The sequence below is a fragment of the Azospirillum himalayense genome (genome assembly GCF_042657465.1).
GTDB lineage: Bacteria > Pseudomonadota > Alphaproteobacteria > Azospirillales > Azospirillaceae > Azospirillum > Azospirillum himalayense.
The window spans coordinates 16085-29262 of sequence record NZ_JBHSLC010000012.1; the positions used below are offsets into that span (position 1 = coordinate 16085).

General features: G+C 69.6%; 14 protein-coding genes. 11 read left to right on the forward strand and 3 right to left on the reverse strand.

Annotated elements, in window-relative coordinates:
* Window positions 1-20 precede the first annotated feature (20 nt).
* The 7 genes from ACFPMG_RS10165 (at window position 21) to lexA (ending at window position 5537) form a co-directional block, all read left to right on the forward strand.
* Complete coding sequence (locus ACFPMG_RS10165; protein WP_035673146.1) at window positions 21-611, forward strand: anthranilate synthase component II; 591 nt, start codon at window positions 21-23, stop codon at window positions 609-611.
* On the forward strand, window positions 608-1681 hold the full coding sequence (trpD, locus tag ACFPMG_RS10170; protein WP_376995017.1) for an anthranilate phosphoribosyltransferase: 1074 nt from the start codon (window positions 608-610) through the stop codon (window positions 1679-1681). Before ACFPMG_RS10165 ends, trpD begins: the two co-directional genes overlap by 4 nt.
* Complete coding sequence (gene trpC, locus ACFPMG_RS10175) at window positions 1678-2466, forward strand: indole-3-glycerol phosphate synthase TrpC (RefSeq protein WP_376995018.1); 789 nt, start codon at window positions 1678-1680, stop codon at window positions 2464-2466. The genes trpD and trpC overlap by 4 nt, the downstream gene beginning before the upstream one ends.
* Window positions 2467-2500: 34 nt before the next feature.
* Window positions 2501-2962 (forward strand): GNAT family N-acetyltransferase, encoded by a 462-nt coding sequence (locus ACFPMG_RS10180; protein WP_376995019.1) that lies wholly within the window; start codon window positions 2501-2503, stop codon window positions 2960-2962.
* The gene (gene moaC, locus ACFPMG_RS10185; protein ID WP_376995020.1) at window positions 2959-3453 is read left to right on the forward strand and encodes a cyclic pyranopterin monophosphate synthase MoaC; all 495 of its coding nucleotides are present in this window, start codon (window positions 2959-2961) and stop codon (window positions 3451-3453) included. The genes ACFPMG_RS10180 and moaC overlap by 4 nt, the downstream gene beginning before the upstream one ends.
* Window positions 3453-4670, forward strand: a complete 1218-nt coding sequence (locus ACFPMG_RS10190) for a molybdopterin molybdotransferase MoeA (protein ID WP_376995022.1) — start codon at window positions 3453-3455, stop codon at window positions 4668-4670. The genes moaC and ACFPMG_RS10190 overlap by 1 nt, the downstream gene beginning before the upstream one ends.
* Window positions 4671-4838: 168 nt before the next feature.
* Window positions 4839-5537 (forward strand): transcriptional repressor LexA, encoded by a 699-nt coding sequence (gene lexA / locus ACFPMG_RS10195; protein ID WP_014240174.1) that lies wholly within the window; start codon window positions 4839-4841, stop codon window positions 5535-5537.
* A gap of 23 nt (window positions 5538-5560) precedes the next feature.
* Here lexA and ACFPMG_RS10200 read toward each other — a convergent pair whose 3' ends face one another.
* Entirely contained in the window at window positions 5561-7753 is a 2193-nt protein-coding gene (locus tag ACFPMG_RS10200; RefSeq protein ID WP_376995023.1) for a ComEC/Rec2 family competence protein, read from the reverse strand.
* Window positions 7754-7917: 164 nt separating this feature from the next.
* Here ACFPMG_RS10200 and gltX point away from each other — a divergent pair, with 164 nt between their 5' ends.
* The 3 genes from gltX (at window position 7918) to ACFPMG_RS10215 (ending at window position 10937) form a co-directional block, all read left to right on the forward strand.
* Window positions 7918-9330, forward strand: coding sequence for a glutamate--tRNA ligase (gene gltX, locus ACFPMG_RS10205; RefSeq protein ID WP_376995024.1), 1413 nt, complete (start codon window positions 7918-7920; stop codon window positions 9328-9330).
* 94 nt (window positions 9331-9424) lie between these two features.
* The gene (gltA, locus tag ACFPMG_RS10210) at window positions 9425-10738 is read left to right on the forward strand and encodes a citrate synthase (protein WP_183180770.1); all 1314 of its coding nucleotides are present in this window, start codon (window positions 9425-9427) and stop codon (window positions 10736-10738) included.
* Window positions 10731-10937 (forward strand): hypothetical protein, encoded by a 207-nt coding sequence (locus ACFPMG_RS10215; protein WP_014240168.1) that lies wholly within the window; start codon window positions 10731-10733, stop codon window positions 10935-10937. The genes gltA and ACFPMG_RS10215 overlap by 8 nt, the downstream gene beginning before the upstream one ends.
* 4 nt (window positions 10938-10941) lie before the next feature.
* On the opposite strand, the gene ACFPMG_RS10220 is transcribed toward ACFPMG_RS10215, so the two are convergent.
* The gene (locus ACFPMG_RS10220) at window positions 10942-11550 is read right to left on the reverse strand and encodes a glutathione S-transferase family protein (protein ID WP_376995025.1); all 609 of its coding nucleotides are present in this window, start codon (window positions 11548-11550) and stop codon (window positions 10942-10944) included.
* Window positions 11551-11606: 56 nt separating this feature from the next.
* Window positions 11607-12527 carry a LysR substrate-binding domain-containing protein gene (locus ACFPMG_RS10225; protein ID WP_376995026.1) on the reverse strand — a complete coding sequence of 307 codons (921 nt, stop codon included), beginning with the start codon at window positions 12525-12527 and terminating at the stop codon, window positions 11607-11609.
* A gap of 123 nt (window positions 12528-12650) precedes the next feature.
* On the opposite strand from ACFPMG_RS10225, the gene ACFPMG_RS10230 reads away from it, so the two are divergent.
* Complete coding sequence (locus tag ACFPMG_RS10230) at window positions 12651-13178, forward strand: GNAT family N-acetyltransferase (protein WP_376995027.1); 528 nt, start codon at window positions 12651-12653, stop codon at window positions 13176-13178.

A 13178-nucleotide genomic window follows, 5' to 3' on the forward strand; every position in this document is an offset into this window, starting at 1 on the left:
GAAGGATGCCGGGGCGCCCCATGCTGCTGCTCATCGATAACTACGACAGCTTCACTTACAACCTCGTCCATTACCTGGGTGAACTGGGCGCCGAACTGGACGTCCGCCGCAACGACAGCCTGACGGTGGAGGAGGCCATGGCGCTCCGCCCCGAGGGGATCGTGCTGTCGCCCGGCCCCTGCGACCCGGACAAGGCGGGCATCTGCCTGCCGCTGATCGACGCCGCCGCAAAGGCCGGCGTTCCGCTGATGGGCGTGTGCCTGGGCCATCAGGCCATCGGGCAGGCCTTCGGCGGCACGGTGCTGCGCGCGCCGGTGCCGATGCACGGCAAGGTCGACCGCATGTTCCACCAGGGGCGCGGCGTCCTGAAGGACCTGCCCTCGCCCTTCCGGGCCACCCGCTACCATTCGCTGATCGTCGAGCGCGCCACCCTGCCCGCCTGCCTGGAGGTGACCGGCGAGACGGAGGACGGCCTGATCATGGCGCTGTCCCACCGCGAGCTGCCGATCCACGGCGTGCAGTTCCACCCGGAAAGCATCGAGAGCGAGCACGGGCACAAGATCCTGGAAAACTTCCTGAACACGACCCGCCGGCTGGAGACCGCCGCATGAGCACGCCGTCCGCGCCGCACGGCGACCTGACCGACATGAAGGCGATCCTCGCCAAGGTCGCCGCCGGCAACGCCCTGAGCGAGCAAGAGGCCTCGCTGGCCTTCGACATCATCATGTCGGGCAACGCCACCCCGTCGCAGATGGGCGGCTTCCTTATGGCGCTGCGCGTGCGCGGCGAGACGGTGGACGAGATCACCGGGGCGGCCCGCGTCATGCGCGCCAAGGCGATCCCGGTGGAGGCCCCGGATGGCACCATCGACACCTGCGGCACCGGCGGCGACGGGTCGGGCACCTACAACATCTCCACCGCCGCCGCGATCGTCATCGCCGCCTGCGGCGTGCCGGTGGCCAAGCACGGCAACCGCGCCATGTCGTCCAAGTCGGGCGCCGCCGACGTGCTGGGTGCCTTGGGCGTCAACCTGGACTGCGACATGGGTCTGGTGCGCAAGGCCCTGTGGGACGCGCGCATCGGCTTCCTGATGGCGCCGCGCCACCACCTCGCCATGCGCAACGTCGGCCCGACCCGCGTCGAGCTGGGCACCCGCACCATCTTCAACCTGCTGGGTCCGCTGTCCAACCCGGCCAGCGCCAAGCGCCAGCTTCTCGGCGTCTACGCCAAGCAGTGGGTGGAGCCGCTGGCCCATGTGCTGAAGCGGCTGGGGTCGGAGGCCGCCTGGATCGTCCATGGCTCCGACGGGCTGGACGAGATCACCACCACCGGCCCGACCACCGTCGCCCAGTTGAAGGACGGCGAGGTCACGGTGTTCGAGATCGAGCCGGAACAGGCCGGCATCTTCCGTGCCCGGCCCGAGCTTCTGAAGGGCGGTGACGCCCATGTGAACGCCGAGGCCATCCGCGCGCTGTTCGACGGCGTCCAGGGCGCCTACCGCGACATCGTGCTGCTGAACGCCGCCGCCGCGCTGCATGTGGCGGGCAAGGCCGGCGACCTGAAGGAGGGCGTCGAGCAGGCCCGCCACGCCATCGACAGCGGTGCGGCCCGCGCCGTGCTCCAGCACCTCGTGTCCATCACCAATTCGTCCATCACCAACGAACCGGTTGCCGCGCCATGAGCGACGTCCTGACCCGCATCTGCGACGACAAGCGCGCGCTGGTCCAAGCCCGCAAGTCCGCCCGTCCGCTGTCCGCGGTGGAGGACGCCGCCCGCAGCGCCGACCCGGCGCGCGGCTTCATCCGCGCCCTGCGCCGCACGGTGGACGGGGGCCGCTACGGCCTGATCGCCGAGATCAAGAAGGCCAGCCCGTCCAAGGGCCTGATCCGCCCCGACTTCGACCCGCCGTCACTGGCCCGCGCCTACCGCGAGGGCGGCGCCACCTGCCTGTCGGTGCTGACCGACGAGCCCTATTTCCAGGGCTGCGACGACTATCTGCTGGCCGCCCGCGCCGCGGTGGACCTGCCGGTGCTGCGCAAGGACTTCATGGTCGATCCCTACCAGATCGCCGAATCCCGCGCGCTGGGCGCCGACTGCATCCTGATCATCATGGCGGCGCTGAGCGACGCACAGGCCGCGGAGATCGAGGATGCCGCCATCGCCTGGGGCCTCGACGTGCTGGTCGAAGTGCACAACCGCGAGGAGCTGGACCGCGCCCTGGCGTTGAAGACCCCGCTTCTCGGCGTGAACAACCGGAACCTGAAGACTCTGGCGGTGGACATCGCCACGACCGAGGAATTGGCGGCCCACGTACCGGCCGACCGGATGCTGGTCGCCGAAAGCGGTCTCTACAGCCCGGCGGACCTGTCGCGCATGGCGGCGGTCGGCGCGCGCTGCTTCCTGGTCGGTGAGTCGCTGATGCGGCAGGAAGATGTGAGCGCGGCCACCCGCGCCCTGCTCACCTGACACCAAATAAAAAGCAATGGGGAGGAGCGACGCCGTGCCGAACGTGACCATTGCCCGTGAGAGCCCGCTCCAGGACGAGGTGGTTCAGCTCATCGAGGAGTTGGACCGCTATCTGGGCGATTTATACCCGGCCGAGAGCAACCATCTGCTCGACCTGCAAGCGCTGGCGAAGCCGGACATCCGTTTCCTGGTCGCCCGTCGGTCGGGAACCGTGGTCGGCTGCGGCGCCATGCGCATCGACACCGACGGCGGCTATGGCGAGGTCAAGCGGATGTTCGTCCAGCCGACCGCGCGCGGCGGCCAGATCGGGCGCCGCCTGTTGGAGCGCATCGAGGACGAGGCCCGCGCCGCCGGCCTGTCCCTGCTGCTGCTGGAAACCGGCGTGTATCAGGACGAGGCCATCGCCCTCTACCGCAAGCAGGGCTTCGCCGACCGCGGCCCGTTCGGCCCCTACGGTCCGGACCCGCTGAGCCTGTTCATGGAGAAACCCCTATGACCGACCAGCCCGCAAGCGGCTTCACCCATTTCGACGCCGAAGGCCGCGCGGTCATGGTGGACGTGTCCGATAAGGCCGACACGGAACGCACGGCGACCGCCCGCGGCTCCGTCCTGATGCAGCCGGAAACGCTGGCGCTCATCCTGCAAGGCGGCGTCAAGAAGGGCGACGTGCTGTCGGTGGCCCGGCTGGCCGGCATCATGGGGGCCAAACACACGCCGGACCTGATCCCGCTGTGCCACCCGCTGATGCTGACGTCGGTCAAGGTGGACCTGACCTGCGACCCCGAGCGCAACGCCGTGGACATCACCGCCACCTGCAAGCTCAGGGGTCAAACCGGCGTGGAGATGGAGGCGCTGACCGCCGTGTCGGTCGCCGCACTCACTGTCTACGACATGTGCAAGGCGGTGGACCGCGGCATGACCATCACCGAGGTGAAACTGCTTCACAAGGCCGGCGGCAAGAGCGGCGACTGGGGGAGCGCGGTCTGATGCTGCAGGTCGGTGAAGCCCGCACCCGCATCCTCGCCGCCTTCACCGCCCTGCCGGCGGAGACGGTGCCGCTGCCCGACGCGCTGGGGCGCGTCCTGGCGGAGCCCGCCGTCGCCCGGCTGACCCAGCCGCCCTTCGCCGCCGCCGCCATGGACGGCTGGGCCGTCCGCGCCGTCGACATCGTCCCGGCTTCGGCGGATGCGCCGGTCACCCTGCGCCGCATCGGCGAGTCCGCGGCCGGCCACGCCTTCGCCGGAACGGTCGGCGCGGGCGAGGCCGTGCGCATCTTCACCGGTGCGCCATTGCCCGCCGGGGCCGACGCCGTGGTGATGCAGGAGGATTGCGAGGACGCCGGGGACCGCGTGCGCGTCGGGCGCGCCGTGCCCGCGGGCCGCTTCATCCGCCCTGCCGGCCTGGACTTCACCGCGGGAGAGGAGTTGCTTCCCAAGGGACGGCTGCTCACCGCCCGCGACGTCGCCCTGGCCGCTGCGGCCAACCTGCCCTGGCTGCGCGTCCACCGCCGCCCGCGGGTCGCCGTGCTCGCCACCGGGGACGAGATCGCCCTGCCCGGCGATCCGCTGGGGCCGAGCCAGATCGTCAGCTCCAACGCGCTCGGCCTGTGCGCTCTGGTCGCCAGCCAGGGCGGCGTCGCCCACAATCTCGGCGTGGCCAAGGACGATCCGGAGCATCTCGCCGCCATGGCCGCCGGGGCGGCCGGCTGCGACCTGCTGGTGACCACGGGCGGCGCCTCGCAAGGCGAGCACGACCATGTGCGCGACGTGCTGGGCGGGCTGTCGCTGGACTTCTACCGTGTCGCCATGAAGCCCGGTAAGCCGTTGATTTTCGGGACGGCGAACGGCATGCCGCTGCTCGGCCTGCCGGGCAATCCGGTGTCCACCGGGGTGGCCGCCCTGCTGTTCCTGGTGCCCGTCCTTCACCGTCTCCAGGGGTTGCCCGCCGAGAACGCCACGTTCGCGGCGCGGCTCGGCGCGCCGCTGAAGGCCAACGACGACCGCACGGATTTCCTGCGCGCCACCCTGTCCACCGGAGCGGAGGGCGAGCCCGTCGCCACGCCCTTCCCGCGCCAGGACAGCGCGATGATGTCCCGGCTGGCCCGGGCTGACGCCCTGATCGTCCGCGAACCGCAGGCAACCGCCGCCGCCGTGGGCGACCGTGTGACGGTGATCCCGCTGAGCGGCGGTGTCCTGTCGCTTTAATCCCTTCCGCACCTGCAATCCCTTTGGCCATCCCTTTGGGAGTCCTGCCCGTGGATTTGCGATTGATTTCATCCGTAGGGCTTGACGGGGGTTAAGAACCAAACTAGAACAAGATGGAACGTTTTGCTTTTGTTCCATATCTAGTGCGGAACCGGCCGGGAGGCACAAATGCTCACGCGCAAGCAGCATGAATTGCTGCTTTTCATCAACGAGCGGCTCGGACAGGGCGGTGTGTCCCCTTCCTTCGACGAAATGAAGGACGCTCTCAACCTGAAGTCCAAGTCGGGCATCCACCGCCTCATCACGGGGCTGGAGGAGCGCGGCTTCATCCGCCGCCTGCCTCACCGCGCCCGCGCGCTGGAGGTGCTGCGCCTGCCGGAGGGGCTTGAGACCGCCCGCACCCGGCCGCCGCGCGCCAAGTTCCAGCCCAACGTCATCAAGGGCGACTTCAGCTTCGCGGGGCGGGAGGCGAACCCGGCGTCCGAATCGGTCCAGCTTCCGCTCTACGGCCGGATCGCCGCCGGCACGCCCATCGAGGCGTTGCGCGACGGCTCCGCCTTCGTGGACATTCCCGCCGCCATGCTCGGCATGGGCGACCACTACGCGCTGGAAGTCGCCGGCGATTCCATGGTGGAGGCCGGCATCCTCGACCATGACACCGTGGTCATCCAGCGCTGCGACAGCGCGGAGAACGGCTCGATCGTCGTCGCCCTGGTCGACGACGCCGAGGTCACGCTGAAGCGTCTGCGCCGCAAGGGCAACACCGTGGCGCTCGAACCGGCCAACGCCGCCTACGAGACCCGGATCTTCGGCGCCGACCGCGTTCGGGTGCAGGGCCGCCTCGTCGGTCTGGTGCGGAAGTACTGACCAGGATGCTCCGGGGCGGCGGTTCAGCGCGCCCCGGTCCTTCCATCGGTCGGCGTTCCGCCCATCGTCCTTCCCCCCATCGTCCACGGGCGGTCGCCACGCCGACCGCGCACGCTTTCAACCCGGATGCCCTCGTCCGACAGGGTGAGCGTGTGCGCGCCCTCCCGCCGCAGTTGCCAACGGTCGATGACCAGCGGCGCCCGGCACCCGCGCGATGGGGTCGCGGTCACCACCGCATCGGCCACCGCGCAATCCTCCGGCAAGGCATCCGGCTGGCGCAGGAGCGCCACCGTCTTCCCCTGCGCGCGGTAAAGGCACCCCAGTGCGTCGCAGCGCAGCCGCCCGTCCAGGCTGACCCCGGCGAGCGGCCAGACATCCTGGCCGGCCGTCTCCTCCGGCTTCTCCATGCCGTCGCGCCGTCTCCACGTGCTGGCGACCCGCCCATCGCTGGCGATGGAAAGGCTGAGAATCCCGTCCGCGCCGCGCACGGCCATCAGTTTTCCATCCTCCGACACCAGGATGTCGGGCCGCGGCGCGACGGCCGGGGCGACCAGCCCGCCGGCCAAGGCCACCAACCCCAGCCAGCGCCAGCGCCTTGTCCAGATCGCCAGCCACAGCCCGCCCAGCGTGACCGCCGCGATGGCGGCGTCCGGCATGGCCGGCAGGAACGCCGTCGCTCCGGGCAGCGCCGCGGTCCGCTCCGCCGTTTCGATGACCAGCCGGACACCCCAGCTCATCGCCGTCACAGCCGACCCCTCCAGCCCGAAGGGCAGCAGCAGGTAGGACAGCAGGCTGAAGGGCATGATCCACACCGTCGTGATGGGGATCGCCACCATGTTGGACAACACGCCGTAGAAGGCGACCTGTTGGAAATGGTAGAGCCCGTAGGGCGTCGTCGCGACCGTAGCCACCACGCTGGAAAAGGCGATGCCGCCCAGCGTCATCGCTCCCCGGCCGAGCCAGCCCATCTCGCGCCGCCGGCGCACCGCCCAGGGCGTGAAGCGTTCGAAAGCAGCGATCAGGGCGATGACCGCCGCGAAAGACATCTGGAAGCTCGGCCCCAGCATCCCCTCCGGGTCGTAGAGGACGGTGACGAGGCCGGCGAAGGCGACCAGCCGCATGCTGATCGGCGACCGGTCGGCGATGACCGCGCCCATGACGAGACCGGTCATCAGCACCGACCGCAGCGTCGGCAGGGGCGCCCCCACCAGCAGCGTGTAGAGGATGGCCGAGAGGATGCCGGCCAGCGCCGCGATCTTCTTGATCGGCCAGCGCAGCGCGATCCAGGGAACCAGCGCCAGCAGCGCCCGCACCACCCAGAAGACGATCCCCGCGGCGATGCCCACATGCAGGCCGGAAATGGACAGGAGATGCGCCAGCCCGCTGTCGCGGAAGGCGTCCATCATCGGTTCGGGAATCGCCGCCGCGTCGCCGTTCAGCAGGGCGGCGGTGACGCTGGCCTCCGCGGAATCGGCGACGACGGCGCGCACCCGCTCGGCGATGGCGGCACGCGCCCGCTCGAAGGCCACGGTCACCCGGCGCCAGCCGCCGGGCGGTGGCGCCTCCTGGGCGATGGGAGCGCCCATGACGAAGCCGACCGCGCCGAAGCCTTCGAAATAGGCCCGCCGCTGCAGGTCGAAGGCTCCCGGCTCCGCCGGAGCGGCCGGCGGGTGGAGCATGGCGCGCAGCCGGACCACCGTCCCGGCCTCCGGCGGAGCCACCTTGGCGGGCAGATGCAGGCGGACCCGCGCCGGCGTCGCCTCCGGGGTCAAGCGCTCCACCGTCGGTTCGCCGATCATCAACCGCGTGCCGGTGGGCTGCCGCTCGACTGCCAGCACCCGCCCGGTCACCTGCACCGGCCCAAGCTCGCGCGTCAGCATCGGCGCCATCGCAGCCACGCTGTGCAGTTGCGCTGCCGCGAAACCCAGAGCGACGCTCAACAGCCCCAGCAGCAGAACGACCGGCGCCAGACGCCGCCTCGCCAGCCACAGCAGAGCCAGACAACCGACCGCGGCGCCCGGCCCCAGCCAGAGCGGCGGCTCGGCGGGCAGGCCGACATACAGGGCCACACCCGCCCCGGTCCCCACGGGCAGCCACAACGCCCAGCGCTCCCGTTCCGCGGCGAGGCATTCCAACACCGCAACGAGAAGGCGCGTGCCGACGCCGCGACGGACAGGACCGGCATCGCCCTCCTCCGCCGCCAAACCTCCGGCCATGCCCTCTTCAACCCCGTGGGCCATACTGTCGCCTATGCGCGCAAGGCAAATGCCTCCGGCGCCCTTAATGTGTTACACCACCGCACCACCGCAGTCGCACCGCAGCAGCAGCCGCTCGGCCGCCGCAGCACTGTAGCAGCGCCGAACCTGGAATTGAGCCTCCCATGACCGTCGTCACCCGCTTCGCCCCGTCGCCCACCGGCTTTCTCCACATCGGCGGTGCGCGCACCGCGCTGTTCAACTGGCTATACGCGCGCCGCAATGGCGGCACGTACCTGTTGCGCATCGAGGACACCGACCGCCAGCGCTCGACGGACGCCGCGGTGGACGCCATCCTCGACGGCCTGTCCTGGCTTGGCCTCGACTGGGACGGCGACGCGGTCAGCCAGTTCGCCCGCAAGGACCGCCACGCCGAGGTGGCGCAGCAGATGCTGGCCGCCGGCCGCGCCTATTACTGCTACGCGAGCCCCGAGGAGTTGGAGGAGATGCGCGCCGCCCAGAAGGCCGCCGGCCAGCCGGTGCGCTACGACGGGCGCTGGCGCGACCGCGACCCCTCGGAGGCGCCGGCCGGCGTGAAGCCGGTGATCCGCCTGAAGGCGCCGCAGGAGGGCGAGACGGTCCTGAAGGACCGCGTCCAGGGCGAGGTGACGGTGCAGAACGCCCAGCTCGACGACCTGATCCTGCTGCGCGCCGACGGCACCCCGACCTATCTGCTGGCGGTGGTGGTGGACGACCACGACATGGGCGTGACCCACGTCATCCGCGGCGACGACCATCTGACCAACACCTTCCGCCAGATCCAGATCTACAACGCCATGGGCTGGGACCTGCCGGAGTTCGGCCATATCCCGCTGATCCACGGGCCGGACGGCGCCAAGCTGTCGAAGCGCCACGGCGCGCTCGGCGTCGACGCCTACCGCGACATGGGCTACCTGCCGGAGGCGATCCGCAACTACCTGCTGCGGCTCGGCTGGGCGCACGGCGACGACGAGATCATCTCGACCGAACAGGCCGTGGAGTGGTTCAACCTGGAAGGCATCGGGCGTTCCCCCTCGCGCTTCGATTTCGCCAAGCTGGAGAACCTGAACGCCCACTACATGCGGCAGGCCGACGACGCCCGCCTCGTGGGTCTGGCCGCCCCGCGGCTGGAGGCCGAGCTTGGCCGCGCGCTGACCGAGTCGGAGCGCGATCTGCTGACCCGCGCCATGAACGGGCTGAAGCAGCGCGCCCGCACCGTGGTCGATCTCGCCCAGAGCGCCCGCTTCTACCTCGCCGCCCGTCCGCTGGCGATGGACGAGAAGGCCGCCGCGCTGTTGGACGAGAAGGGTCGCGGCGTCCTGACCGACCTCGCCGCCCGCTTCGAGGCGGAGGCCGACTTCACCGCCGCCGCCCTGGAGGCCCTGGTCCGCGCCTTCGCCGAGGAGCGGGGTGAGAAGCTGGGCAAGATCGCCCAGCCGCTGCGCGCCGCGCTCACCGGCTCCACCGTGTCGCCGCCCATCTTCGAGGTGGCCGAGATCCTCGGCCGCGCGGAAACCCTGGCCCGGATGAAGGATGCCGCAACTGCAGCACGGGGATAACTTCCGTGCGTTGATATCCGCCCGGCATAGAACTATGCTGCGCGCATTCGAAAAGGGCGTTAAGCCCCAACCCTAAAGATAAGGACGTGCCGAGATGACCCAAACCGCGGACAAGGCCGATACCTTCACCCTGATCGACAACCGGACTGGCAAGCAGGTCAGCCTGCCCGTGATGAAGGGAAGCACGGGTCCGGACGTGATCGACATCCGCAAGCTCTACGCCGAGACCGGTTGTTTCACCTACGATCCGGGTTTCACTTCGACGGGCAGCTGCGAGTCCAAGATCACCTACATCGACGGTGATGAGGGTGTTCTGCTGCACCGCGGTTACGCCATCGACGACCTTGCCGAGCACGCGACCTTCCCGGAGGTCTGCTTCCTCCTCCTCAACAACCACCTGCCGAACGCCGCCGAGAAGGAAGAGTTCGAGGGCATCCTGCGCGGCCACTCGATGGTGCACGAGCAGCTGACCCGCTTCTACAGCGGCTTCCGCCGCGACGCCCACCCGATGGCGGTTCTCTGCGGCGTGACCGGCGCCCTGTCGGCCTTCTACCACGACTCGACCGACATCGAGGACCCGGTGCAGCGCAAGATCGCCGCGCACCGTCTGATCGCCAAGATCCCGGCGATCGCCGCGATGGCCTACAAGTACTCGGTCGGCCAGCCGTTCATGTACCCGCGCAACGACCTGTCCTACGCCGAGAACTTCCTCTACATGACCTTCGGCACGCCGTGCGAGCCGTACAAGGTCAACCCGGTCCTGTCCAAGGCCATGGACAAGATCTTCATCCTGCACGCCGACCACGAGCAGAACGCCTCGACCTCGACCGTCCGTCTGGCCGGCTCGTCGGGCGCCAACCCGTTCGCCTGCATCGCCGCCGGCATCGCCTCGCTGTGGGGTCCGGCCCATGGCGGCGCCAACGAGGCCGTGCTGAAGATGCTGGAGGAGATCGGCTCCGTCGATCGCATCCCGGAGATCGTCCGCCGCGCCAAGGACAAGAACGACAACTTCCGCCTGATGGGCTTCGGTCACCGGGTCTACAAGAACTACGACCCGCGCGCCCAGGTCATGCGCAAGACCTGCCATGAGGTTCTGGCCGAGCTGGGCATCAAGGACGAACCGCTCCTCGACATCGCCATGGAGCTGGAGAAGATCGCCCTCGAGGACCCGTACTTCGTCGAGAAGAAGCTGTACCCGAACGTCGATTTCTACTCGGGCATCATCCTGAAGGCGATGGGCTTCCCGACCAGCATGTTCACCGTGCTGTTCGCCGTGGCGCGCACCGTCGGCTGGATCTCCCAGTGGAAGGAGATGATCGAGGACCCGGTCCAGAAGATCGGCCGTCCGCGTCAGCTCTACACCGGCGCGACCAAGCGGGACTTCATCCCGCTGGCCGAGCGTGGCTAACCGGCCGACAGCACACATCGGGACGGGCGGCTCCGACGGAGCCGCCCGCAGCCCGGCTGCGTTCATCGTTCCGGCACGGCGGGTCCGTCAGGGCCAGCCGGCCGCGAACGACAACAAGCCGCCGCTGTCGCGGCGGCTTCGCCGCATCGTCTTCTATGCGGTGATCGTGGCGATGATCGCCGCGGTGGTGCTGATCTGACCTCTCAGCCCTGGGTGATCGGGATGTGCGGCCCTTCCGCCGTCACACGCTCCATCCATGCGCGCACCGCCGGATAGCCGGACAGGTCGAAGCCACCCTGCTCCGCCACATGCGTGTAGGCGTAGAGCGCGATGTCGGCGATGCTGAAGCGGTCGCCCACGAAGAAGCGGCGCTCCGCCAGATGCCCCTCCATGACGCCCAGCGCGTCGTAGCCGAGCCGGCGCTTGGTCACCAGCCCCAGCTTGCGCTCCTCCGTCATCTCCACATGGTGCGTGATCCAGAAGCGCACGGTCGCGATGTTCGGTTCGTGGCTGTACTGCTCGAAGAACATCCATTGCAGGACCCGCGCGCGGCCTTCGCGGTCGTCGGGCAGATAGGGCGTGCCCTCCGCCAGATACCACAGGATCGCGTTGGATTCCGGCAGATGGCTGCCGTCCTCCATTTGCAGCGTCGGGATGCGCCCGTTCGGATTCCGCGCCAGGAACTCCGGTGTGCGGGTTTCCGCCCGGTCGATGTCCAGCTCGATCCGCTCATAGGGGATGCCGAGCTTGTGCAGCAACAGCCGGCACTTGTAGCCGTTTCCGGAAGACAGGTTGTCGTAAAGGCGCAGCATGGGGGCGTGTCTCCGCTCCAAATCCATCCGATGGCGGATATAAACACGAAACGGAATCAGACGCCAGCACGGCCCTGCGGACACGGTACGCCGAGCCGTTCCAACCGCGCCCGATCCGCTGCGGCCTCCGCCAGCAGCCAGCGCCGGAAGGCGCGGAGCGCGCCGCGCCCGCGCCCTTCGGCCGGGGCGGTCATCACATAGCGGTCGCCGCAGGGCACCGCCGGCCCGAAGGGGACGACGAGCCGTCCGGCCTCCAGCGCCTCCAGCACCAGCGACGGGCGCCCCAGCGCGATTCCCTGCCCGACCATGGCCGCCTGGATCACCATCACCGATTCCGAGAAGCTCAGGCTGCCCGCTCCATACAGACTTACCCCACTGCCGGCGCGCCACAGACTCCAGTCCGGCGAGGCCTGATAATGCAGCAGCGTCTGGCGGGACAGGTCGGCCGGACCGGACAGCCGCTCGGCCAGCGCCGGGGCGCAGACCGGGAACAGCGGTTCTTCCGACAGCAGCGTCCCGTCGGGACCCGGATCGCCGCCGCGCACGTAGCGGATGACCGCCCAACCCGCCTCGGCTTCCGACGCGCGGTCGGTGTTGCCCCCCTCGATGTCCAGCCGCAGATCCGGCCGGCCGTCCAGAAAGCGCCCCAAGCGCGGCACCAGCCACAGCGCCGCCCAGGTGCGCGGCGCGGCAATGCGCAGCCGCTCCGGTCCGCTGCCGGCGATGCGGTCCCAGCTCTCCTGAACCCGCCCCAGCCCGGCGGTGCAAGCCTGCGCGAGATCGCGCCCCGCGTCGGTCAGCTGTAGCCCCTGCGGGGTGCGGTCGAACAGACGGACCTTCAGCCGCTTCTCCAGATCGCCCACCTGTCGGCTGACCGCCCCGTGGGTCAAACCAAGCTCGTCGGCGGCGCGCGTCATGCTGCCGTGGCGGGACGCCGCTTCGAAAGCAGCCAGGGCGGTGAAGGGAAGGCGTGGCATCGGGCGGCGTGTCTGAAGGGCAATGTGAGGATTCCTCACACCCATGCCCTGCGAAGTCAATTGTGGACCGGGGGAGCGGCGGGCAGGCTTGGGCGCAGAAACCGAACCATCCCGGCACCTCACATGACGATGACCTTGTCCATCACCGACATTTCCACTCTCGATGACGGCCGCCTGCGCGTGGAACTGGAAGCCCTTCTGGAGGACGCCGTGAACAGCGGCGCTTCGGTGGGCTACCACGCCCCGCTGGCCCCTCACTGGAAGCGGGCCTTCTGGGACGGCGTGGCCGGACTGCTGTCGGGTGGCGCGCACCATCTGCTGATCGCCCGCGGGCCGGACGGAGACTTGCTGGGAAGCGTGCAGTTGGCGCTCTGCACCAAGCCCAACGGCGCGCACCGCGCCGAAGTGCAGAAGCTGCTCGTCTTCACCCACCATCGCCGGAGAGGCGTCGCCCGGAGTCTGATGGCGGCGGTGGAAGAAACCGCCCGCGGATTGGAGCGGTCCCTGCTGGTGCTCGACACGCTGAAGGGCGACCGCGGCGAGCCCTTCTACGAGGCGACGGGCTGGCAGAGGGCCGGGCTGATTCCCGGCTACACGGTGGAAGCGGACGGCGCCTTTCACGACACCGTCCTCTTCTACAAGACGCTGTGA

Coding starts and splice junctions, on each gene's coding strand:
- ACFPMG_RS10165 (WP_035673146.1), top strand. CDS start 21: ATGCTGCTGCTCATCGATAACTACGACAGCTTCACTTACAACCTCGTC.
- trpD (WP_376995017.1), top strand. CDS start 608: ATGAGCACGCCGTCCGCGCCGCACGGCGACCTGACCGACATGAAGGCG.
- trpC (WP_376995018.1), top strand. CDS start 1,678: ATGAGCGACGTCCTGACCCGCATCTGCGACGACAAGCGCGCGCTGGTC.
- moaC (WP_376995020.1), top strand. CDS start 2,959: ATGACCGACCAGCCCGCAAGCGGCTTCACCCATTTCGACGCCGAAGGC.
- ACFPMG_RS10190 (WP_376995022.1), top strand. CDS start 3,453: ATGCTGCAGGTCGGTGAAGCCCGCACCCGCATCCTCGCCGCCTTCACC.
- lexA (WP_014240174.1), top strand. CDS start 4,839: ATGCTCACGCGCAAGCAGCATGAATTGCTGCTTTTCATCAACGAGCGG.
- ACFPMG_RS10200 (WP_376995023.1), bottom strand. CDS start 7,753: ATGGCCGGAGGTTTGGCGGCGGAGGAGGGCGATGCCGGTCCTGTCCGT.
- gltX (WP_376995024.1), top strand. CDS start 7,918: ATGACCGTCGTCACCCGCTTCGCCCCGTCGCCCACCGGCTTTCTCCAC.
- gltA (WP_183180770.1), top strand. CDS start 9,425: ATGACCCAAACCGCGGACAAGGCCGATACCTTCACCCTGATCGACAAC.
- ACFPMG_RS10220 (WP_376995025.1), bottom strand. CDS start 11,550: ATGCTGCGCCTTTACGACAACCTGTCTTCCGGAAACGGCTACAAGTGC.
- ACFPMG_RS10225 (WP_376995026.1), bottom strand. CDS start 12,527: ATGCCACGCCTTCCCTTCACCGCCCTGGCTGCTTTCGAAGCGGCGTCC.
- ACFPMG_RS10230 (WP_376995027.1), top strand. CDS start 12,651: ATGACGATGACCTTGTCCATCACCGACATTTCCACTCTCGATGACGGC.